The following is a 21,621-nucleotide window of genomic DNA, read 5'->3' as shown; positions in this document are numbered from 1 at the left end:
TTGCACTGCAGCGGCAGCATGGAACGCGCCGCACCAACAAAAAGCCCGGCAATGCCGGGCTTTTTGGTGTCCTGGATCACGTGCGCAACGCACGCAGGACTCAGGTAAACAAGGTCTGCGGATACTCGGGCTTGCGCTCGCGTGCCAGCAATTCCTTCAATCCCGCTTCCGGGGTGATCTCGCCATGCAGGACTGCACGCACCGCGTTGGAGATCGGCAGCTCGATGCCATGCTGCTCTGCCTGACGCATGACCTCGTCGGCGGTCTGCACCGATTCGACCACTTGACCGATTTCACGGATGGCATCGCTCAAGCTCTGCCCGCGTCCCAGCGCCAGACCCAGCCGCCGATTGCGTGACAGATCGCCGGTGCAGGTGAGCACCAGATCGCCCAGGCCGGCCAGGCCCATCAATGTTTCCGGCCGTGCGCCGATGACCGCGGCCAGGCGCAGCATTTCGTTCAAGCCGCGCGTGATCAGGCCGGCACGGGCGTTGAGGCCCAGCTGCATGCCATCGGCCACGCCGGTGGCAACCGCCAGCACATTCTTCATGGCGCCGCCCAGTTCGGCACCGACCATGTCATCGCCGGTGTAGGCGCGGAAAGTGGGCCCGTGCATGGCGTCGGCCACCACTTGTGCAAACGCGGCGTCATCGCCGTGCACGGTGATCGCGGTCGGCAGGCCCAGGGTGACTTCCTTGGCGAACGAGGGCCCGGTCACCACGGCCAGCGGCACGCTGGGGCCAAGGATGTCGCGCGCCACTTCATGCAGGAAGCGCCCGGATCCCGGCTCGAAGCCCTTGGTGGCCCAGGCGATGCCCGCGCCAGCTGGGCGCAGCGGCGCGAGCAGCTTGATCGTTTCGGTAAACGCGTGCGACGGCACCACCACCAGGATCCAGCTGGCGCCGGCGATGGTCTGCTGCAGGTCGGTGGTCGCGCGCAGGCTGTCCGGCAGGGCAATGCCTGGCAGATAGCGAGGGTTCTCGTGGGTGCGGTCGATGGCATCCACCATCGCCGCATCGCGGCCCCACAGCACGGTCGGGTGACCGTGCCGGGCAACCAGCGCCGCCAGGGCCGTGCCCCAGGAACCGGCGCCGAGAACGGCGATTTTCTGTGTCGGATCGCTCATCCGGTGCGCAACAACGCTTACGCGTTGCCGGCCGGCTCGGAATCGGCCAGCGAGGTTTCGCCCTGCGAACGCTGGCGCAGGGTTTCGGCGTACAGCGCTTCGAAGTTGATCGGCTGCAGGTAGAACGGCGGGAAGCCGCCGGCCTGGATCAGATCGCTGACCAGGGTGCGCACGTACGGGAACAGGATGTTCGGGCACTGGGTGCCGAGCAGCACGTCGATCGCCTGCGGCTCCAGGCCGACCAGACCGAACACGCCAGCCTGCTGCACTTCGGCCACGTAGGCGGTCTTGCCACCGGCGGTGCAGGTCAGGGTCACAGCCAGCACGACTTCGAACGCGTTGTCGTTGAGGCGCTGCACCTTCTGGTTGAGGTTCAACTGCAGCTCGGGCTGGTTGGCGTCATTGAAGACGGCCGGGGCGTTCGGCGATTCGAAAGAAACGTCCTTGACGTAAATCTTTTCGATGGTGAAAGCGGGGCCAGCAGCGGCGTCGGCCGGCGCAGCGGCGCCGTTGAGGATTTCGTCGGACATTCCTAACTCCAGAAAACGGTTCGATGGATGCAACGTTGAGTGATGCAGACGTGAAAGCGCAGTATCTCACGCAAGCAATGGGGGCTTGCGCGGCGCCTCACAAGGCAGATCAGGCGCGGCCCTTGACCAGCGGCAGCTCGGCCATCTGCCAGGCGGCAATGCCGCCCTCCAGCCAATAGACCTGCTCGAAGCCGGCCTTCTTCAGCGTCTTGGCGGCGCCGGCAGAGGCGTTGCCGCTGCGACAGACCACCACCACCGGCGAGGACTTGGCGTTGGCGAGCAACTTGCCGGCCGGGTCGAACTTGGCCAGCGCCACGTTGCGGCTGCCGGCGATGTGGCCTTTTTCGAAATCGGCAGTGGGCGACAGATCAATCACCAGCGCATTTTCGCTGTTGATCAGGCGGGTCAGCTCGGCCGGCTTGAGCGCGCGATAGCCGCGGAACAGGCGCGCGATCTCGGTGACGATGATGGCGATGGTCAGGCCCACCAGGGCCAGCGACAGCATGGGGTTGCGGCCCACAAAGGCCTGCAGCTCTTCGAAATTCACTGAGATCACGGTCGATGAAGCGGGCGGGAATTGTCGCACAGCTGGCGTACGCGACGGGCAGTGCCGCGCTGGGCGGGCAAGTGGAAGGCTATTGGCCCTGCCACAGGTCCGGCAGGCCGGTGGTCAGCCACCAGCGTTTGCGCTCGGCATCCCAGTGCCACACCTCGATGCTGCGGACCAGCCGCTCGGCCTGCGTATTGCGGTTGATCACCCGCAGCTCGACCTCCCGGCGCAGGTCGCCGGTGTCGGTCTCGCCAACGCGCAGTTCGCGGTAGCCAGAAATCTGCACCTGCTCGTAGCGCGAGCGTTCCAGCTCGCTGATCGGGTGGGCCTGCGCATAGGTCGGCTCGATGAAGCCCTGCGCGGCATCGAAATCGCTCCAGCGCACCGCCGCCGTGTAGGCGGCCTGGGTGGTTTCCAGCGCGCGCGCCTGCGCCCGGCTGCCGGCTGTGGCCAGGCCGCTGACCAAGGCCAACCCCAGCAGGAACACCATTCCCATCACTGCACGCATGCGCCTTCCCCCAAGGACCAGGCCCGCATCCTACCGTTTTGGAAAGGCCACGAACCGCCCGCTCAGCGTCGCCGCCGCCGCACCCGACTCCAACGCCACCTGCGCGCGCATGTCGATGCGTGCCTTGCCGCGCTGGCGGAAGGTGGCCAGAAACACCTCCCAGTTGCCGGCCGCCGACGGCGCGGCGTCTGCCACCAGTTCTTCGTACACCGGCGCGACATAGCGCAGCTGGCTATCGGCGACGTAGACATCGGCATCGTGCCCGGCCAATTGCAGCTGCAAGGTCAACCACCCCCACCCGGCCAGTGTCATCAGCGAAGCCAGACTGCCGCCGAAGGCGTTGGCCTTGTCATTGACGTTGGCCTGCAACGGCGCGCGTAGCCGCAAGGCCCCGTCATGCAGCCCGTCCACGGCAATGCCCATCGACAGCACCGGTGGCATGGCGACGAACTGCTGCTGCAACGAGTGCAGGGCGGATGCGAGCGTGCACGGAAGGATCATCGGCAAAGGCTGCAAGACGGCGAAGGGTTGGCATCATGCCGCAATGTTCTGCGAGCGTCTTGTGCGTTTCAGTCACAAAAGTAGCTGGCGATCGGCCTGCAAATGCACGCGTAACGCGAGCGCCTTGTGCCGCTTCGCTTTCTCGAAAACGGCGGCAAATGCAGTACCGCGGCGTACGGATCGGCGAACCAGTCAATACGCTGCCGCATGCATGACGCCAGTGCGCAGAAGCCATGCGGCAACGCGATCAGCTAGACGCGTCATCACTGGTGGCGTCGTTGCGCGCGACGGCAAAGCGCAAGCGGCCTGCGCATGCCGCGCGGCTCTCGCATAATCCACCGATGACCTTGTCCCTGCCGTCGCCCACTCCGTGGACCTTGCTGTCGCTGCGCCCCAGCGGCGAGCACGCGCCGCTGCGGCGTGCGGTGGCCCGGCATGGCGGCCAGTTGCTGGCGGTGTCGCCCTGGCGCTTGCAGATCAACGACACGCCGCAGGCACGCGATGCGCTGCGGCAGGCACTGGGCGCGCCGATTGTCGTGTTCACCAGCCCGGCCGCCGTGCACGCGGCGCACCGGCTGCTGCCCCTGCAGCGGCCTGGACCGGCCCAGTGGGCAAGCGTGGGCGAAGGCACGGCGCGGGCGCTGCAGGCCTGCGGGATCGGCGCGGTGATGCGCCCGGCGCGCATGGACAGCGAAGGCCTGCTGGCATTGCCGGTGTTCGATGCCCCGCTGCACACCGTGGGCCTGGTCACCGCGCCCGGCGGCCGCGGCATGCTGGCACCGGCGCTGGAGCAGCGCGGTGCGCGGATCCTGCGCGCAAATGTGTATCAGCGTGTTGCGCTACGGCTGCGTGCGTCGACGCTGCATGCGTTGGAGGCCGCGTTGCCACGCAGCGTGATGGCCTTGAGCAGCAGTGAAGCGCTGATGTTGATCGTGCAGCAGCTGCCGCCGTCATTGGCCACTGCATTGAAGACCCGCCCGGTGGTCGCCTCCAGCGACCGCATGCTGGAAGCCGCCCGCGCTGCCGGCTTCATGCAGGTCCATCGCGCGGAGGGCCCACTGCCTGCGCAATTGGCAGCCGCCGCCGCTGCGATCATGACGCCGCCGCTACCTTGCTGAACTGCGGACTCAAGCACAGCTTGCAGGTGTCTGTGACCACACGCCATGCTGTGGCGGATGACTGCGGCGCCTGCGCCTGTCGTGACCGCCCGAGGATGCCCGAATGACCGACATGCCCGCTCCTGCGCGACGTTTCCCCCTGGCCTGGCTGCTGCTCGTCGTGGCGATCGTTGCCGTGGGCGTAGCGCTGTTTCTCGGGTGGCGCGCATGGCAGAGCTACCAGGACACCCAGATCCAGACCGCCCAGGCGCAGCAGCAACGCTGGGACGGGACCCAGCAACTGCTCGACACCCTGCGCCGCGACCAGCGCCTGGCCAACGAACGCCTGCAGGATGCCGCCGCCACCAACCGCGTGCTGCGCGATGAAATGCTTGGGCTGAGCCAGCGCAGCGCATTGCTCGAAGACACTGTGCAGAAGCTGGCCGATCCCAACCGTCACGGCGCCCAGGCGCTGCGGCTGGACGAGGTGGAATTACTGCTGCGGCTTGGCCAGCAGCGGCTGAGCATCGCCGGCGATGCCGATGGCGCACGACGCGCCTACGCCCTGGCCAATGGCGCGCTCAACGGCATCGACGACCCGGGCTATCTCAATCTGCGTCAGGCGCTGGTGCAGGAGCGCGACGCCCTCGATCGCCTGGGTCCCGGCCCGCAGGCGCAGGTTGGTGAGGGGCTGGATCGCCTGGCAACGGACCTGCAGCGCCTGCCCGAGCAGAGTGCGCAGGACAGCGAGGCCGCACTGCCCTGGTGGCAGAAGGCCCTCTCGCCCCTGGTGGAAATCCGCCCGAGCCGTGGCGATGCCTTGATCACCGGCGGCGAGCGCACGGCCGCGCGCGATGCGCTGCAGATTGAAGTCAGCCTGGCGCGTGCAGCCGCCGAGCGCGGTGATGCGCAAGGGTTCGCGCAGGCCTTACGGCGCGTGGACACCTGGACCACGCGGCTGTGGCCAGACTCGCCGCAACGCCGCCAGGCACGCACGCGCCTGCGCGAACTGCAACAAGCGCCACTGCGTCCGCGCCTGCCGGAACTGGGCACCACCCTGCTGCAATTGCAGGCCATGCGTGAAGGGAGATCCACACAATGAAAGTGCTGCGTACCGTCTTGATCCTGCTGGTTGCCGTGGCGCTGGGTGTGCTGGGCGCGCAATGGCTGTCGCACCAGAACAGCTACGACCTGGGCAATGTGGTGGTCAGCGTGGGCGGCAACGATTACCGCGCCGCCATGCCGCAGGCGGTGCTGATTCTGGTCATCGCGCTGCTGGTGCTGTGGCTGTTGTGGACGCTGATCAGCCTGCCGTTCCGGGTCTGGGGCAAATACCGCCGCAAGAAGGGCCGTGCGCGCCTGATCGAAGGCCTGCGCGCTGCCGATCACGGCCAGTGGCAGCGTGCCGAGCGCCTGCTGGTCAATGCCAGCGAGGACGAAGAAGTCAGCGGCATCGCCCTGGCCAGCGCCGTGCGCGTGGCCGATGCGCGCGGTGACGTGGCCTCGGCCACAGCGCTGGCGCAGCAGTTGGCCGAGCGCGACCCCACCGCACACGCACTGCTGCAAGGCGAGCGGCATCTGGCGCAGCAGCGCCCGGTGGATGCGATCAATGCGCTCGACAGCGCCGCCGCCCAGCCGCTGCCGGCCCGCGGCCTGCTGTTACGTACGCATGCACTGGCGCAGATCGGACGCGCCGACGAGGCCTATGGCCAACTCGGCGCCCTGCGTCAGCAGGCGGTGTTGGCGCCGGAGGCCTACAGCGCACTGGAGGCCACATTGGCCGAGCAGACCTTGCTGCAGGCCGGCGATGCCAACGCACTGGCCGAACGCTGGGAAGCCTTGCCGAAAGCACTGCGCACCTACCCGGCGGTCGTTGGCGCCTATGCCCAACGTGCGGCCGTGCTGCACTGGGACGATGCCGCGGTGCACAGCCTGGAACAGGCGCTGGATACGCAGTGGGACGAATCGCTGGTGCGCCTGTACGGCGTGTTGCCGCTGGAAAAATACGATTCGCGGCGTGCCAGTGCGCAGCGCTGGCTGACCCAGCATCCGGACAGCCCCGGGCTGCTGCTCACCCTGGCCCGCCTGTCGCGCCATCAGCAACAGTGGTCGCAGGCCGAAGAATTCCTGCACCGCGCACTGGCCAATGGCGCCGGTGCCGATGCCTGGGAAGAACTGGGCCACGGGTTTGCAGCGGCCGGTGATCTGCTCTCCGCGCAGCACTGCTACGCCAACGCACTGCGCGCCGCGCGCGGCGAACCGGTGCTGGAGATCATGCCGCAGCAATCCATCCGCGGCCCGATCGTGGTGGCCCATGAAACACCCCCATCCGGCCCGATCACGCCGGACGATCGCCTCGTGTAATCGCTGCAATTGTTCGGCCTTGCAGCGGCGCACGCCACGGCTGCGCCACATTGCATCAACGCTGGCGCTTTGCCTGCGGCAGTGGCGGCAGATCGCTCAGGAATGCATCGCAGGCACCCAGATACCGTGCCTGCACGTGGTCGACCTGCGTCGGCGACAACACGCGCGACCCCAGGCGGCAGATCAACAGCATCACCGCCATCACGCCGGCACCGATCAGCCACCGGAACTGGCTATCGATCGAGAGCCCGCACACCAGCAATGCCAACACCGATGCCATCGCCACCGCGACATAACGCATGCGGCGGCGCTCGTGTTGCGCGCACAGGGTGAGCACGTGCGCGCTGCGCTTGCGTAGCGCGATGGCCAGGATCACGTACGGCAGCACGCCCAGCAGCAGCGCCGCGTAGATCACCGGATGGTGCCAATGAAAGATGTAGCGACGTGGCGGCATGTCGGCCGGCGCGTTGCACTTGACGCACCGTGGCGGCAGAGTGGCGCCCGCCGTACACACCAGCACGTCGCCCTCGCGCCACACATCGCCGTTCGCCGACGGCAGGTACAGGCTGGGTGGCTCGCGGAACTCGTCAGTCGACATCCATGCGTCCTTGCAGGTTTGGGATTGGAGATTGGAGATTGGAGATTGGAGATTGGAGATTGGGAATTGGGGATTCGTAAAATCAGGAGTCCGCGTCTGCTTTTGCCAATCCCCAATCCCGAATGCCCAATCCCACGCTGCGCAGCAGCGTCAGCGTTCCACGATCGCCACCACGCCCATGCCGCCGGCGGTGCAGATCGAAATCAGGGCACGTCCGCCGCCGCGTTCTTCCAGCTGCTTGGCTGCGGTGGCCACCACGCGTGCGCCGGTCGCGGCGAACGGGTGACCGGTAGCTAGCGAGGAGCCCAGCGGGTTGATCTTGTCCGGGTCGATGCGGCCCAGCGGCGCGTCCAGTCCCAGGCGATTGCGGCAGTAATCCTCGCTCTCCCAGGCGCGCAGCGTGCACAGCACCTGCGCGGCGAAGGCTTCGTGGATTTCGTAGATGTCGAAGTCCTGCAAGGTCAGCCCGTGCCGGGCCAGCATCTGCGGCACCGCAACCGTGGGCGCCATCAACAGGCCCTCGCCATGCACGAAATCCACCGCCGAGACCTGTGCATCGCGCAGGTAGGCCATCGGCGTGTGGCCGTGGGCCAGCGCCCAGGCTTCGCTGGACAACAGTACCGCGGCGGCGCCATCGGTGAGCGGGGTGGAATTGGCGGCGGTGAGCGTGCCGCGGCCGGAGGTCTTGTCGAACGCCGGGCGCAACGTGGCCAGCTTTTCCAGCGAGGTGTCCGCGCGCAGGATGTTGTCGCGCGACACGCCACGGAACGGGGCAATCAGCGAATCGAAAAACCCGCGCTCATACGCGGCCGCCAACTTGTGGTGCGAGGCCACCGCCCATTCGTCCTGCGAATCACGCGAGATGTTCCATTCCTTGGCCATGTCTTCGCAGTGCTCGCCCATGCTCTTGCCGGTGCGCGGCTCGGCCACGCCGGGGAACTCGGGCTTGAGCTCGCCCAGCTTGAAACCACGCAGCAGCGCCTTGAGCTTGTCGCCGGTGGCCTTGGCGCGGTTGGCGGCCAGCAGGCGCGCCCGCAGTTTCTTGCCGTAGACGATCGGCACCTCGGAGGTGGTGTCCGAGCCACCGCCGATGCCCGAATCGATCTGCCCCAGCGCGATCTTGTTGGCGATGGTAATCACCGAATCCAGACTGGTGCCACAGGCGCGCTGCAGGGTGATGCCCGGCGTGAGCGGCGACAGGCCCGACGACAGCGCGGCTTCGCGGGCCAGGTTCCAGTCGGAGGAATGCTTGATCACCGCCCCCATCGCCACCTCGCCCAGTTGCTGGCCATGCAGCCCGAAGCGTTCGACCAGCGCGCCCAGCGTGCGCACCGACATGCCCAGGTTGCCCACGTCCGCGTATGCGGTGTTCTGGCGACAGAACGGGATACGAACGCCGCCCAGGATGGCGACGGGACGGGCTGCGGGCATCGGCTGACCTTGCATGAGGGACTCGGGGACATGGCCTGCACAGGGCCGGCAGGCATAATGGCCGCAGTGTAGCTTCGACCCTGTGATGGGCCAACCGCGAATCATGAGTACGACCGAACACGGCATGACCGCCATGGGTGTCCTGGCGCTGGAACTGACGGGCGGGACCGCCCCCACGCGTGGGGCGCTGGCGCCTGCGCAGGCCGGCATGCTGGCCGAGCGCATCGGCCGCGACCTGGCCCAGTGGATCCCCGAAGTGCGCGCGCTGGAGCTCAGCGTGGCGATGGCGCATTTCGATCCCGCCGAAGTGCTGCGGCCGGGCTGGCCGCTGCACCGCCGCCTGGAAGAACTGCATGCACGTGCCCCGGGCCGCGATGAAGGCCCACGCGTGCTGGCATTCGGTGCCGATGCGCAGGGCGAGATCCCGCTGCCGTTTCAGGCCGATGCGCAGCTCACCGGCGGCGGCCTGCGGGTGCTGCCGTTCCTGTTCTCCGGTGATCCGCAGACGCTGGCGACCGTGGCCGATGCCATGGAAGAAGTGCTGCTCGCGCAGGGCATGGCCCAGGCCGATACCGCACTGCTGGCACAGGAAAGCTTCGGTGCGCGCATCGAGCACGCGCGTTATCTCACCGGGCACGACCTGGCGGCGATGATGTCGATGCAGTACGACAACCAGGGCCTGGCGCCGCTGTGGCCGCTGATCGAAGCCGCGCTGCTCGCCCCGCAGACCGAAGAGTGGCTGGATCAGTCGCCCGAGCCGGTGCTGCGCTATGTCGGCGGCGAAGTGCGCATTGCCCTGTTCGACCCGGCTGGCTGGTGCGACCACTACGCACACGAACGCGAAAATTGCGAACGCCTGCGCGGCGTTTACGAGCAGTACCTTGCCCGTCAGCGGCAGATGGCTGCCGTGCTGGAAGCCCATGGCTTGCCGGTGCTGTACGTGCATGTGGAGCCCGGCCAGGATCCGCGGCAGGCGCTGGCCGCATGACCTCGGCGCCGGCCTCCACCGCACCCGCCCTGCGCGGAATGCTGGAGACCGGCGTGTACGTGGCCGATCTCGACCGCGCCTGTGCGTTCTACGCGCAGGTGCTGGGCTTGCAGCCGATGCACCGCGATGCACGCATGGCCGCCTATGCGGTTGCGTCTGCGCAGGTGTTGCTGCTGTTTCTGCAAGGCAGCACGACCACCACCGTCCGCCTGCAAGGCGGCACCATTCCGCCGCACGACGGGCACGGGCACACCTACTACGCCTTGGCGATCGCCACCGAGTCGCTGGCGGCCTGGGAAGCGCATTTGCACGCGTGCGATGTCGCCATCGAAGGCCGCACGCAGTGGCCGAGCGGTGGCCAGAGCGTGTATTTCCGTGATCCCGACGACCATCTGGTCGAATTGGCGACGCCGGGGCTTTGGCCTAATTATTAAAGCGTTTTTAATTGGTGCGGTGCGCCTATCGCGGCGTGCTGTGTGCTGTGGGCTGCGCATGGGATCAAGAACGCGCGTCATCAGACCGATTCAACTGGCTTGATGAGCAGGCGGCAGTAACGTCGCGCGCCAGCCGCTTGAATGCATCTCGGTCTTCGGCGCGCGAGTCAACATTGCACGCGTAGGAGCGCGCTTGCGCGCGACGGGGCGTTACCGGGAGGCTGCGCCTTCGGTGAAGCTTCATCGCGCGCGAGCGCGCTCCTACGGTGCTACGTGTTCTGCAGGCATCGCGTTGCACCCACGGTGTGCGATAGCAAGCGGTCGCCCTATTGATGCGCAGGTTGCTGAGTGATCGCCGCCGTGGGCTCGTGAGCCGCCAAGACACTGGTGGGAGCGCGCTTGCGCGCGACGGGGCGTTATCGGTGAGGGCGCGTTCCTGGTAAAGCTTCATCGCGCGTGAGCGCGCTCCTACGGTGCTACGTGTTCTGTAAGCATCGCGTTGCACCACGGTGTGCGATAGCAAGCGGTCGCCCTGGTATGCGCAGGTTGCTGAGTGCATCGCCGCCGTCGGCTCGTGAGCCGCCAAGACACTGGTAGGAGCGTGCTTGCGCGCGATGAGGCGTTATTGGTGAAGCTGCTTCCCTGGTAAAAGCTTCATCGCGCGCAAGCGCGCTCCTACGGTGCTGCGTGTTCTGTAGGCATCGCTGTGTGGTCACGCCGTGGTACCCACCGCGGCGTGACCATTGACCATTACTTGGTCGGTGCGGGCGCGTTGTCGGTGGTGATCACGCCGCAGGCCAGGCGGCCGCCGGCGTTGCCGGTGGGCTGGGTCTTGTAGTCGTCCGGGTCGGCGTGGACGATCACGGCGTGGCCGGCGATGTCGGACTGGTCGGCCTTGCCCAGGTTGACGTTGCTCGCCACCGGGCCGTCGATGCTGGCATTACCCTGCGCATCGGCCTTGATGTTGGGCATGTCGCCACCGTGATGCGGGTCGGCGCCGACCATGCCGTGGTCGGTCTGGGCCGGGTTGAAGTGACCGCCGGCGCTGCTGCCGTCCGGCGCACTGCAGTCGCCCTTCTCGTGGATGTGGAAGCCGTGCTCGCTGTTGGGCTTGAGCCCGCTCAGCTGACCGGTGACCCGCAGCGCACCGTCCACGGTCTTGAAGGTGACTGTGCCCTTGACCTCATTGCCCTTGGTCGGCTTGAGCTCGGCGGTAGCGGTGGTGGTGGCTGCCGCTTCGGTGACCATCGAGGCGGCATGCTCACCGCCGTGGGCGGCTTCGGCCGGGGTGCCAGCCTGCGGGGCGGGCGCCGGTTCGGCCGGGGCGGGCTCGTCGCGTTTGCAGGCCGTCAAGACCAGCGCGGTCGCCAGGAACAGGGTGGTGGGAAGAATACGCATGAATCACTCCTCAAAAGACGCCGCGGGGGCGGCATGGGTGCCCACGGCTCAGGGCTGCGAAGGCGGTGTCTGCCACTTGGTGGCACGGATGACGCCACAGGCCAGCCGCGCACCTGCGTTGCCGCTGGGCTGGCTGCGGTAGTCGTCGGCATCGGCATGCACGATCAGCGCCTTGCCGAGTACGTCGCTGGGCGCGGCGTCGCCCAGGGTGATATCGCTCAGGATCATGTCCAGATGCGCCACGCCTTCCGCGTCGGCGCGCAGATTGTCCATGTCGCCCAGATGGTGGGTACCGTTGCCGGCACGGCCGTGCGCTGCGCCGGTGGGATTGAAATGCCCACCGGCGCTGCTGGCATCGGCCGCGCTGCAATCGCCACGCTCATGCACATGGAAGCCGGCGACCGCACCGGGCCGCAGACCACCGACGGTGCCGGTGAGGCGAATGCCGCGCAGCGCGGGCACCAACACCACCCGGCCACTCACCAGGCTGCCCGAGGCCGATGCCAGCGGCGCTTCGGCCTGCTGCACCGCGCGCACGGGGACTACCCGCGCAGGCACCGGCGGCGGCGTCGGGGGCGCAGGTGGCGTGCTGCTGCAGGCAGCCAGTGCCAAAGCGGTAAGGGCAACGACGGTGGACGACCGGTAACGCATCGAGCTGTTCTCCTGATCAGGCTGAAACCTATGCGGGCGCATGTTCACGTGTCATGAAATGCGCCGTGCGGCAGGCCGGCAGTGTACGGGTGACGGACGCGGATGGAGTCACCGATGACGGGGGCGCCGGTGTTGACTGACGAACGCGCGACGGGCAGCTCGTGATGTAGCGTGCGCGCGGCATCGGTTCTGCAGGCAGCAGGGATTGGTGCAACCCGAAGCGCCGTGACCACGCAATCGACACACACGGCGGCAGTGCCACATCGCGTGCCTGCGCCAGCGCATCGAAGCGCTGTAAGGCCTTGGCATGGAAGGCCGCCTCGCCGGCGTCGGCGGCCAATGGGCCAGCGGGATAGCCCCAAGCGCATCGCGCACCGCGCCCATCAGGTGCTGACATGCGCGCGTCATGCGAGAAACCGGTGCAGCACCGCGCTACGGGCAAGCGGCGTGCGCGGGTTGTACGCAGGCTGCGATTTCCAGCGTTTTGAGCAGTGCAGCTGCAGCGTGATCGACTGACAACCCACTCATCTGCAGATGCGCAATTCCAGGGCGCACCGACTGCCTTTCGCCGCCATGTCCAGCGCCCGTACGATCAGTGGGTTGGGCTTCTCAAGGCGCAATCAATGCGAGCGTCTGACTCGCGTTAGCCAGATACGACTATAGGCGCAGCGCGTCTAGCGACTGCTGGGGCGCGCCGCAAACAGCTGCAACGCGCGCAAGTGACATGATGCTTACGTGGTTGCCGCTGCCGATGTCGCGCGCGCGTACGATCAGCGGGCGGGACTTCCCACCGCGGATTCAACGCGAATGCCGCACGCGCACTAGCCCGATACGACTGCATGCCTCGCGCGTCTAGCGCCTGCTGGCGCACGCCGCAAGTCGCTGCAGCACGCGGGGCTTCCCCTCTGCGCAGATTGATGCAGCACCTGGCCTGCTTGGCCGTGGCGTTGTTGTGTGCGCGCCGTTGATGAGCCGGACACTCAATGGCGCACAGCAGGTTCGCGTGAGCGATGAGAACCTCCTGCTCCAACCGCGCAATCCGCACGCCCTGCTGGCGGATGGACGTGCGGAGACACATACGCCAGGACACGAGGACTTGCGGGCATCACAGCAACAGCACCACGCCGCACACCCACGAAGCGCGCGACGCACCTCAGCGCCGCTTGCGCCCCGGCCCCAGCTTGCGGGTCACGGTGTTGCGGCCCAGGCCCAGGCGGGCGGCGGCTTCGGCGCGGCGGCCCTGGGTGAGTTGCAGTGCGGCTTCGAGCAGGGTTTTGTCCAGGCGTTCGCGCGCTTCGGCGTGCAGGCCCTGCGCGCCTTCGCTCAGGCGCTGCGCCGCCCAGCTGGAAAGCATCTCGTCCCATTGCCCATCACTGCGTCCGGCGCGCACGCGGCGCCCACCGCGCGCGAGTGCGGCATCGACATCCACCACATCGATGGTGTCTGCGGTGGCCAGGGCGGCCAGGCGCCAGCACACGTTTTCCAGTTCGCGCACGTTGCCGGGCCAGTCGTACTGACGTAGCGCTTCCAACGCGGCAGACGACAAGCGCTTGGGCAGCATGTCGAGCTTGCGCCCGGCCATGGCCAGGAAATTTTCCGCCAGCTGCGCGATGTCGCCGCGGCGTTCGCGCAGCGGCGGCAGCTGCAGCCGCACCACATCCAGGCGATGCAGCAGATCGGCGCGGAAGCGGCCCTGTTCGACCAGGGCTTCCAGGTCCTGGTGGGTGGCGGCGATCACGCGCACATCCACGCGGATCAGCTCGCGCCCGCCGACACGGAAGAATTCGTTCTCGGCCAGCACGCGCAGCAATCGGGTCTGCAGCGGCAGCGGCATGTCGCCGATTTCATCCAGAAACAGCGTGCCGCCGTCGGCCTGTTCGAAGCGGCCGATATGCCGCTTGGTGGCGCCGGTGAAGGCGCCGGTTTCGTGGCCGAACAACTCGCTTTCCAGCAGCTCGGCCGGAATGGCGGCAGTGTTGAGCGCAACGAACGGTTTGCGTGAACGCGGCGATTCGTTGTGCAGCGCGCGCGCCACCAGCTCCTTGCCGGTGCCGGTCTCGCCATTGATCAGCACCGACAACGGCGCCTGCGCCAGCCGGCCGATCGCACGGAACAAGGCCTGCATTGCCGGGGTGTCGCCGATCAGCGCGGCCGAGCCTTCGGCCACAGGCGTGCCGAGCGTGTCTTCAACCGCCGCATCGGCGTCGGGCAGTGCACGCGCGGCCAGCGCCACCGCATCGTCCAGGTCGAACGGCTTGGACAGGAATTCGTGCGCGCCGCCACGAAAGGCACCGGCGGTGCTGGCGACATCGGTGTAGGCCGACATCACGATGACCGGCAGCTGCGGGTGCTTGGACTTGAGCTTGTCGAGCAGGGTCAGGCCGTCTTCGCCGGGCATGCGCACGTCGGTGAACAGCAGGTCCGGCGTGGGCCGCATTGCCAGCGCCTGCAGCGCGGCTGCGGCGCTGTCGAAACCGTCCACCGCGTAGCCGGCATCGCGCAAGGCGGTGGACAACACGAAGCGGACCGAACGGTCGTCGTCGACCACCCAGATGCGGTGGGATACGGCGGCGGCCTCAGCCATGCAGATGCTCCTTGTCGTGATCGCCGGCCAGCTCGGGCAGCAGCAGGGTGAAAACGGTATGGCCCGGCCGCGAGCGGTAGGTCAGCGTGCCGTGGTGTTCGCGCGAGACCTGCTGCGCCAGCGCCAGGCCCAGCCCGCTGCCTTCTGCACGCCCGCTGACCAGCGGCAGGAACAGGTGCTCGGCCAGTTCTTCGGGCACGCCGCCGCCGTCGTCGATGATTTCCAGCCGCAGCGACATGGCGTGCACGCGGTCGCGGATGCGCTGGCCATGCTCGACGCGGGTGCGCAGGGTCACCCGGGTGGCGCCAGCCTGGAAGGCGTTGCGCACCAGGTTCCACACTGCCTGGGTGAGCCGGTCCACGTCGCCGAGGATGTCGGGGATGCTGGGGTCGTAATCACGCTGCACCTGCACCGACCAGCCGCCTTCGGCCTCGGCCAGCCGCAGCACGCGTTCGAGCACCACATGGATGTTGAGACGCTCGTGCGGGCGTAAGGGTGAGGGTGAAAGCAGGCGTTCGAGCAGGGTGTTGAGGCGTTCGATTTCGGTGCCGATCAACTCGATCAGCTCGCGTTCGTCCTCGTCGCGCCCGGCAGCGCGGCGCGCCAGCAACTGGGCGGCGCCCTTGAGCCCGGCCAGCGGGTTGCGCAGCTCGTGGGCCAGGCCCTTCAGCGCCGCGCTCAATGCGTTGGGCAACGCGTGGGTGGGGTCCAGTGCGGGGAATTCGTCGACCGGATGGGTTTCCAGCAGCCAGCCGCCGTCGTCCAGCCGCGACAGCCAGCCTTCGGCAAAGCGCGGCGCGTCATTGGGCAGGCCCAGGGCCAGCCGGTGCAGCCGCAGGATGTCGCGCTCGTCGTTGAGCAGAAAGCGCGCCAGCGCGTCGCCCTGCACTTCCAACGCCGCCAGCGGCTGGTCCACCAACCGGCGCGCACTCACGCCGAGCCAGCGCGCGAACGCGGGATTGACCCCCAGCACGCGCCCGTCGCGGTCGGCCCAGGCCACCGGCGTACCAAGGCTGTCGAGGGAAGGCGTGGATGACGACATCAGCATTGCACCAATTTAGTGCAAGCACCGCCCGACCGGCGCAGCCCAGCTGCCGACGGGGCAATACCCGGAGATGAGGGAACTGGGGCGAGGACGTGCAGCGGGCCAGCGCGCAACCACTCGGGACTGAGGGGCGTGGGGCGGGTCATGCAGGCACCTCGGCAACGTGGCCCGGCGCTTGGTGCCGGGCCGGGGGCAGCAGACCCGGCGCGGGCACTTCCGGCCGGGTCGTCGTGCAGCCCGCGGCATGCTGGCCGCGGGCAGTCATGCTCAGGACTCGTAGGCAGCTTCGCCGTGCGAGGTGATGTCCAACCCCTCACGCTCGGCTTCTTCGGTGACGCGCAGGCCGAACACCAGCTTGGCGACCACAAAGCCCACCACCGACACCACGCCGATCCAGCCCACCGTGATGCCCACGCCCAGCGCCTGGATACCGACCTGATGCAGCATGTCGTAGTCGCCGCCCTTCTGGCCGCCCAGCGAGGCCGCCGAGAACACGCCGGTGAGGATCGCGCCGATGATGCCGCCCAGGCCATGCACGCCGAACACGTCCAGGCTGTCGTCGGCACCAAGCAGGCGCTTGAGGCCAGTGACGCCCCACACGCACAGCACGCCGGCCGCCAGGCCAATGATGATCGCGCCGAACGGGCCCACCGTGCCGCAGGCCGGCGTGATGCCGACCAGGCCGGCGACCATGCCCGAGGCCACGCCCAAAGCGGAGGACTTGCCCTTGATGATCTTCTCGGTGAGCGACCAGCCCAGGACCGCGGCTGCGGTTGCCAGCAAGGTGTTGAGGAAGGCCAGCGCTGCACCGGCATTGGCTTCCAGGTTGGAACCGGCGTTGAAGCCGAACCAGCCCACCCACAGCAGCGAAGCACCGACGAAGGTCAGGGTCACGTTGTGCGGCTTGATCGCCTCACGCCCGAGCCCGGCCCGCTTGCCCACGAAGTAGGCGCCCACCAGACCGGCGATACCGGCGTTGATGTGCACCACCGTACCACCGGCGAAATCCAGCGCGCCCAAGCCGAACAGATAGCCGCCGGTGGCCCAGACCATGTGCGCCAGCGGCAGATAGCCGAAGGTGAACCAGATCACCGAGAACAACAGCACCGCCGCGAACTTGGCGCGTTCGGCAAACGCACCGACGATGAGCGCACCGGTGATGCCGGCGAAGGTGGCCTGGAACGCCACGAACACGTATTCCGGCAGGCTGACCCCCTTGGTGAAGGTGGCCGACAAGGTCTCGATGGTCACGCCCTTGAGCAGGGCCTTGTCCAGATTGCCGATCCACGCGCCTTCGCCGGAGAACGCCAGGCTGTAGCCGTAGAACACCCACAGCACCACCAGCAGCGAGAACACCACCGCCACCTGGATCAGCACCGACAACACGTTCTTGGCGCGCACCATGCCGCCGTAGAACAGCGCCAGGCCCGGCACCACCATCAGCAGCACCAGCAACGTGGAGGTCAGCATCCAGGCGACATCGCCCTTCTCCACCACCGGCGCTGCCTCGGCCGCCGCAACCGGCGCGGCGGCCGGCTGTGCGGTGGGGAGCGGTTCGGTAGTGACCGGCTCGGTCGGCAATGGGGTGACCTGCGCGCCGGACTGAGCCTGCGCGTTGCCCAAGCCGCCAACCACCAGCGCACTGAACAGCATCAACATGCAGACGCTGTAGAACCGGGCTTTCCACCCGGCAACAAGACCTGTCTTCATAGGGACTCCGGGGTGGGTGGGGTCAGAGCGCATCGGCGCCGATCTCGCCGGTGCGGATACGCACGACTTGCTCGATCGCGGTCACGAAGATCTTGCCGTCGCCGATCTTGCCGGTGCCGGCGGCGTTCTGGATGGCCTCGACCACCGCATCCAGCCGGTCGTCAGTCACCACCGTCTCGATCTTGATCTTGGGCAGGAAATCCACGACGTACTCGGCGCCGCGGTACAACTCGGTATGGCCCTTCTGCCGGCCGAAGCCCTTGACCTCGGTAACGGTGATACCCGACACGCCAGCTGCGGACAGGGCCTCGCGGACCTCGTCGAGCTTGAACGGCCGGATGATGGCGGTGATCAATTTCATGCGCATACCCCGAATGGTGGAAAGAACCGGCCGGCATTGCGCCGACCGGCGGTGTCATTCACCTGGATGCCAACCCCGGCATCCCCGATTCCTGATGAATCGTCACACGGTGGCGCAGACCCCAGCGGATGCGATGCATCCGCCTCGTGGGAGAGGTCAGGCCCGCGCACCGCGTGCTGTGTACTCTCTCGTCCCCTAGCGGCCCACGGCACCTGCCATGGACCCTCGAACATGTGCGGCGATGGCGGAGGTGGGAGGGGGGGCCTCCGCCATCACCGCGGTGGAACTCAGTTGCCGTAGTACAGCTGGTACTCCAGCGGATGCGTTGCGGCGCGGAACTTGGTGACTTCCTGCATCTTCAGCGCGATGTAGCCGTCGATGAAGTCGTCGCTCATCACGCCACCGGCCTTGAGGAACTCACGGTCCTGGTCCAGCGCTTCCAGGGCCTGGTCCAGGCTGGAGCAGACCTGCGGGATCAGCTTCTCCTCTTCCGGCGGCAGGTCGTACAGGTCCTTGTCGCTCGGTGCGCCCGGGTCGATCTGGTTCTTGATGCCGTCCAGGCCGGCCATCATCAGCGCGGTGAAGGTCAGGTAGCCGGACTGCAACGGATCGGGGAAGCGCATTTCGATGCGGCGCGCCTTCGGGTTGGTCACCCACGGAATGCGGCACGAGGCCGAACGGTTACGCGCCGAATAGGCCAGCATCACCGGGGCTTCGTAGCCGGGGACCAGACGCTTGTAGCTGTTGGTGCCGGAGTTGGCAAAGGCGTTGATGGCGCGGGCGTGCTTGAAGATGCCGCCGATGTACCACAGCGCCATCTGCGACAGGCCGCCGTAGCCGTCGCCGGAGAACAGGTTCACGCCACCCTTGGTCAGCGACTGGTGCACGTGCATGCCCGAGCCGTTGTCGCCGACGATCGGCTTCGGCATGAAGGTGGCGGTCTTGCCGTTGCGGTAGGCCACGTTCTTGATGATGTATTTCATCGTCAGCAGTTCGTCGGCTTTTTGCACCAGCGAGCTGAACTTGGTGCCGATCTCGCACTGGCCAGCGGTCGCCACCTCGTGGTGGTGCACCTCGGTCTCGATGCCGACCTGCTCCAGCGTCTTGATCATTTCCGCACGCAGGTCATGCAGGGTGTCGGTCGGCGGCACCGGGAAGTAGCCACCCTTCACGCCGGGACGGTAGCCGCTGTTGCCGCCGTCGTACTTGGCGCCGGTGTTCCAGGCCGCCTCTTCCGAACCCACCTGGAAGAAGGTGTGGCCCATGTCATTGGCAAAGCGCACCGAATCGAAGATGAAGAATTCCGGCTCCGGGCCGAAGAACGCCTGGTCGGCGGTGCCGGAGGACTTCAGATAGGCCTCGGCACGCTTGGCAATGCCGCGCGGATCGCGCTCGTAGCTCTGCATGGTGGCCGGGTCGAGGATGTCGCAGGTCAGCACGATGGTCGGATCGGCGAAGAACGGATCCAGGTAAGCGGTGCCCGCGTCCGGGAGCAGGACCATGTCCGACTCGTTGATGCCCTTCCAACCCGCGATGGAGCTGCCGTCGAACATCTTGCCTTCTTCGAACAACGCCGGCTCGATGATGCTGGCCGGAAAGGTGATGTGCTGCTGCACGCCACGCATATCGACGAAGCGCAGGTCGACAAACTCGACCTTGTTGTCCTTGATCAGCTTTTCAACATTTTCCACGGACATCGGAAGAAACCTCGGCAGGAGTTAAGTGGCTCGTGGGCGGTATTACAGCAGGGACCATGCCAAGCTGCGCCGCTTCACAAGTTGTTGATTTTGCTGACCTCAGTCGAGATCGCTCAACCAAGCTCAACACCATCTTGGTGCTAATCGAATCCATCGTGCACCGAAATGGTGCATGCCGCAATGCACTATCCTTTCGCCTCCCCCGCACTCCTCTCCCGCCCGATGTCCGACCTCATCTCCGCCCTGTTGCTGGGCATTCTCGAAGGCCTCACCGAATTTCTGCCGATCTCCAGCACCGGCCACCTGCTGATCGCCGAACAATGGCTCGGACGCCGCTCGGATTTCTTCAATATCGTCATCCAGGCCGGCGCGATCCTGGCGATCTGCCTGGCGCTGCGGCAAAAGCTGTGGACCCTGGCCACCGGCCTGGGCGAGCGCGCCAATCGCGACTACGTGCTCAAGATCGGCGTGGCCTTCCTGGTCACGGCGGTGGTCGGCCTGATCGTGCGCAAAGCCGGCTGGCAATTGCCGGAAACCATCCAGCCGGTGGCCTGGGCGCTGCTGATCGGCGGCGTGTGGATGCTGGTGGCCGAGCACTTTGCCGGCAAGCTGCCAGAGCGCGACGTGGTCACCTGGAAGGTGGCGATCGCGGTTGGCCTTGCCCAGGTGGTGGCCGGTGTGTTTCCGGGCACTTCGCGCTCGGCCTCGGCGATCTTCCTGGCCATGCTGCTGGGCCTGAGCAAGCGCTCGGCGGCGGCGGATTTCGTGTTCATGGTCGGCATTCCCACCATGTTCGCGGCCAGCGGTTACGCGCTGCTGGAGATGTACAAGGAAGGCGGCTTTGGCAGCGAGAACTGGACCGATGTGTCGGTGGCGTTTATCGCGGCCACCCTCACCGGTTTCGTGGTGGTGAAGTGGCTGCTGGGCTACATCAAGAAGCACCGCTTCACGGTATTTGCGGTGTACCGCATCCTGCTCGGCGCCGCGCTGCTGCTGTGGTTGCCGGCCGCCTGAGCCGGCCGATGCCGAGGCAGTGACGGCCGTCATTGCCCCGGCAGTCCGCTGGCGGTATCACTGAGCGGGTCCGCCGCCCGGGAGCCATCGATGCGTGCCGTGTTGCTAGCGCCAGCCCTGCTGGCCATCGGTGCAACCGCCTGCGGGCGCGACGTGCCACCTGCCGCGCCGGCAGGTGGGTCAGCGTCAGCGACTCCTGCCGCAACCGCGATGCCCGAACGCTCTTCCCAGGACGCACCGCTGCGCGCCGCCCTGCAGATCCATCACTGGCAGCTGCAACATGCCCGCGATGCGCATGGCACTGCCCTGCGCAGCCTGTTCGTCGCTGGCATGCCACCGCTGCAGCTGGACTTCACCGCGCAACGCCTGCAGGTCAGCCAGACCTGCAATGCGCTCGGCGCGGTGTACACCGTGGAAGCCGCGCACCTGCAGATCGGCCGGGTGGTCTCGAGCAAACGGCTGTGCGCGGAGTCGCGGCGGATGGCACAGGAACGCGCCGCAAGCGACTTGCTCTCGGGACGCTTTGCGGCGGCGCTGGACAGCGCAGCCCCCCTGCCGACCCTGCGCCTGACCCGCACCGACGGCACGCGCCTGGAGTTCGCCGGCCAGCCCACCGCCGACACCCGCTTCGGTGGGCCCGGGCAAACCATGTGGCTGGAGGTGGCCGGCGACACCGCGCCCTGCACCACGGAGCCCACCCGCCAGTGCCTGCAGGTGCGCGAGCACTTGCAGGCAACGCAGGCGGTGCTGCAGGACAGCGCCGATGGCTGGCAACCGCTCGATCAGCCAATCGAGGGCTTCACCCACGAACCCGGCATTCGCACCTTGCTGCGCGTGACGCGCTATCCGGCCAGCGGCGAACGCGATGCGCCGGTGTATGTGCTGGAGCAGCTGCTGGAAGCGCGCAGCTAAGCCGTGTGGCTAAGAACCTGTTCACGATCTTTCCTGATCAGTGCAGACTATGCGGATGCGCCAAAATACCTATCCGAGTGACATGAGCCGGGAGCAGTTCGAACACGTGCTGCCGATCCTGG

At 67.2% G+C, this 21,621-nt stretch carries 21 protein-coding genes; 7 read left to right on the top strand and 14 right to left on the bottom strand.

The genetic code is table 11. The annotated features are described in order from the left end of the window. Positions 1 to 100: 100 nt before the first annotated feature. The 5 genes from QRM89_RS20715 to QRM89_RS20695 form a co-directional block, all read right to left on the bottom strand. Positions 101 to 1,126, bottom strand: a complete 1,026-nt coding sequence (locus tag QRM89_RS20715) for an NAD(P)H-dependent glycerol-3-phosphate dehydrogenase (protein WP_011035460.1) — start codon at positions 1,124 to 1,126, stop codon at positions 101 to 103. A 17-nt stretch (positions 1,127 to 1,143) separates the two neighbouring features. Further along, positions 1,144 to 1,656, bottom strand: a complete 513-nt coding sequence (gene secB, locus QRM89_RS20710; RefSeq protein ID WP_011035459.1) for a protein-export chaperone SecB — start codon at positions 1,654 to 1,656, stop codon at positions 1,144 to 1,146. 109 nt (positions 1,657 to 1,765) lie between these two features. Continuing rightward, entirely contained in the window at positions 1,766 to 2,203 is a 438-nt protein-coding gene (locus QRM89_RS20705; RefSeq protein ID WP_012437015.1) for a rhodanese-like domain-containing protein, read from the bottom strand. A gap of 88 nt (positions 2,204 to 2,291) precedes the next feature. Beyond that, entirely contained in the window at positions 2,292 to 2,714 is a 423-nt protein-coding gene (locus QRM89_RS20700; RefSeq protein ID WP_285448965.1) for a hypothetical protein, read from the bottom strand. Positions 2,715 to 2,744: 30 nt separating this feature from the next. Beyond that, a complete protein-coding gene (locus tag QRM89_RS20695) occupies positions 2,745 to 3,215 on the bottom strand; it encodes a YiiD C-terminal domain-containing protein (RefSeq protein ID WP_019237134.1) in 471 nt (156 codons plus the stop codon). A gap of 233 nt (positions 3,216 to 3,448) precedes the next feature. On the opposite strand from QRM89_RS20695, the gene QRM89_RS20690 reads away from it, so the two are divergent. From QRM89_RS20690 to QRM89_RS20680, 3 genes are all read left to right on the top strand, one after another. Continuing rightward, entirely contained in the window at positions 3,449 to 4,333 is an 885-nt protein-coding gene (locus tag QRM89_RS20690; protein ID WP_285448963.1) for a uroporphyrinogen-III synthase, read from the top strand. A 103-nt stretch (positions 4,334 to 4,436) separates the two neighbouring features. Next, the gene (locus QRM89_RS20685) at positions 4,437 to 5,414 is read left to right on the top strand and encodes a uroporphyrinogen-III C-methyltransferase (RefSeq protein WP_285448961.1); all 978 of its coding nucleotides are present in this window, start codon (positions 4,437 to 4,439) and stop codon (positions 5,412 to 5,414) included. Further along, positions 5,411 to 6,676 (top strand): heme biosynthesis HemY N-terminal domain-containing protein, encoded by a 1,266-nt coding sequence (locus tag QRM89_RS20680; protein ID WP_011035452.1) that lies wholly within the window; start codon positions 5,411 to 5,413, stop codon positions 6,674 to 6,676. The genes QRM89_RS20685 and QRM89_RS20680 overlap by 4 nt, the downstream gene beginning before the upstream one ends. A gap of 55 nt (positions 6,677 to 6,731) precedes the next feature. On the opposite strand, the gene QRM89_RS20675 is transcribed toward QRM89_RS20680, so the two are convergent. Together QRM89_RS20675 and QRM89_RS20670 are read right to left on the bottom strand one after the other, a co-directional pair. Continuing rightward, a complete protein-coding gene (locus QRM89_RS20675) occupies positions 6,732 to 7,274 on the bottom strand; it encodes a hypothetical protein (RefSeq protein WP_285448958.1) in 543 nt (180 codons plus the stop codon). A gap of 150 nt (positions 7,275 to 7,424) precedes the next feature. After that, a complete protein-coding gene (locus tag QRM89_RS20670; RefSeq protein ID WP_011269465.1) occupies positions 7,425 to 8,720 on the bottom strand; it encodes an acetyl-CoA C-acetyltransferase in 1,296 nt (431 codons plus the stop codon). A gap of 88 nt (positions 8,721 to 8,808) precedes the next feature. Here QRM89_RS20670 and QRM89_RS20665 point away from each other — a divergent pair, with 88 nt between their 5' ends. Continuing rightward, complete coding sequence (locus tag QRM89_RS20665; protein WP_070689331.1) at positions 8,809 to 9,693, top strand: hypothetical protein; 885 nt, start codon at positions 8,809 to 8,811, stop codon at positions 9,691 to 9,693. Beyond that, positions 9,690 to 10,127, top strand: a complete 438-nt coding sequence (locus tag QRM89_RS20660) for a VOC family protein (protein WP_285448955.1) — start codon at positions 9,690 to 9,692, stop codon at positions 10,125 to 10,127. Before QRM89_RS20665 ends, QRM89_RS20660 begins: the two co-directional genes overlap by 4 nt. A gap of 750 nt (positions 10,128 to 10,877) precedes the next feature. Here the strand turns inward: QRM89_RS20660 and QRM89_RS20655 are convergent. From QRM89_RS20655 to glnA, 7 genes are all read right to left on the bottom strand, one after another. Continuing rightward, the gene (locus tag QRM89_RS20655; protein ID WP_019237109.1) at positions 10,878 to 11,525 is read right to left on the bottom strand and encodes a superoxide dismutase family protein; all 648 of its coding nucleotides are present in this window, start codon (positions 11,523 to 11,525) and stop codon (positions 10,878 to 10,880) included. Between the two features lie 48 nt (positions 11,526 to 11,573). After that, positions 11,574 to 12,176, bottom strand: coding sequence for a superoxide dismutase family protein (locus tag QRM89_RS20650; protein ID WP_070689325.1), 603 nt, complete (start codon positions 12,174 to 12,176; stop codon positions 11,574 to 11,576). A 1,153-nt stretch (positions 12,177 to 13,329) separates the two neighbouring features. Continuing rightward, the gene (gene ntrC / locus QRM89_RS20645) at positions 13,330 to 14,760 is read right to left on the bottom strand and encodes a nitrogen regulation protein NR(I) (RefSeq protein ID WP_011035445.1); all 1,431 of its coding nucleotides are present in this window, start codon (positions 14,758 to 14,760) and stop codon (positions 13,330 to 13,332) included. Beyond that, positions 14,753 to 15,808: an ATP-binding protein gene (locus QRM89_RS20640; protein WP_014509462.1), complete on the bottom strand. Its 1,056-nt coding sequence runs from the start codon at positions 15,806 to 15,808 to the stop codon at positions 14,753 to 14,755. The genes ntrC and QRM89_RS20640 overlap by 8 nt, the downstream gene beginning before the upstream one ends. 264 nt (positions 15,809 to 16,072) lie before the next feature. Next, positions 16,073 to 17,515: an ammonium transporter gene (locus tag QRM89_RS20635; RefSeq protein WP_042596697.1), complete on the bottom strand. Its 1,443-nt coding sequence runs from the start codon at positions 17,513 to 17,515 to the stop codon at positions 16,073 to 16,075. Positions 17,516 to 17,537: 22 nt separating this feature from the next. Next, positions 17,538 to 17,876 carry a P-II family nitrogen regulator gene (locus QRM89_RS20630; protein ID WP_002808480.1) on the bottom strand — a complete coding sequence of 113 codons (339 nt, stop codon included), beginning with the start codon at positions 17,874 to 17,876 and terminating at the stop codon, positions 17,538 to 17,540. Between the two features lie 287 nt (positions 17,877 to 18,163). Continuing rightward, positions 18,164 to 19,573, bottom strand: coding sequence for a type I glutamate--ammonia ligase (gene glnA / locus QRM89_RS20625; protein ID WP_012437000.1), 1,410 nt, complete (start codon positions 19,571 to 19,573; stop codon positions 18,164 to 18,166). 222 nt (positions 19,574 to 19,795) lie between these two features. Here glnA and QRM89_RS20620 point away from each other — a divergent pair, with 222 nt between their 5' ends. After that, on the top strand, positions 19,796 to 20,587 hold the full coding sequence (locus QRM89_RS20620) for an undecaprenyl-diphosphate phosphatase (protein ID WP_011035441.1): 792 nt from the start codon (positions 19,796 to 19,798) through the stop codon (positions 20,585 to 20,587). 90 nt (positions 20,588 to 20,677) lie between these two features. Continuing rightward, positions 20,678 to 21,499, top strand: a complete 822-nt coding sequence (locus QRM89_RS20615; protein ID WP_285448952.1) for an META domain-containing protein — start codon at positions 20,678 to 20,680, stop codon at positions 21,497 to 21,499. The last annotated feature ends 122 nt before the right edge of the window (positions 21,500 to 21,621 follow it).

The sequence above is a fragment of the Xanthomonas sp. LMC-A-07 genome (genome assembly GCF_030208825.1).
GTDB classification, from domain to species: Bacteria; Pseudomonadota; Gammaproteobacteria; order Xanthomonadales; family Xanthomonadaceae; genus Xanthomonas; species Xanthomonas campestris.
This window is presented reverse-complemented; position numbering and strand designations above follow the sequence as displayed.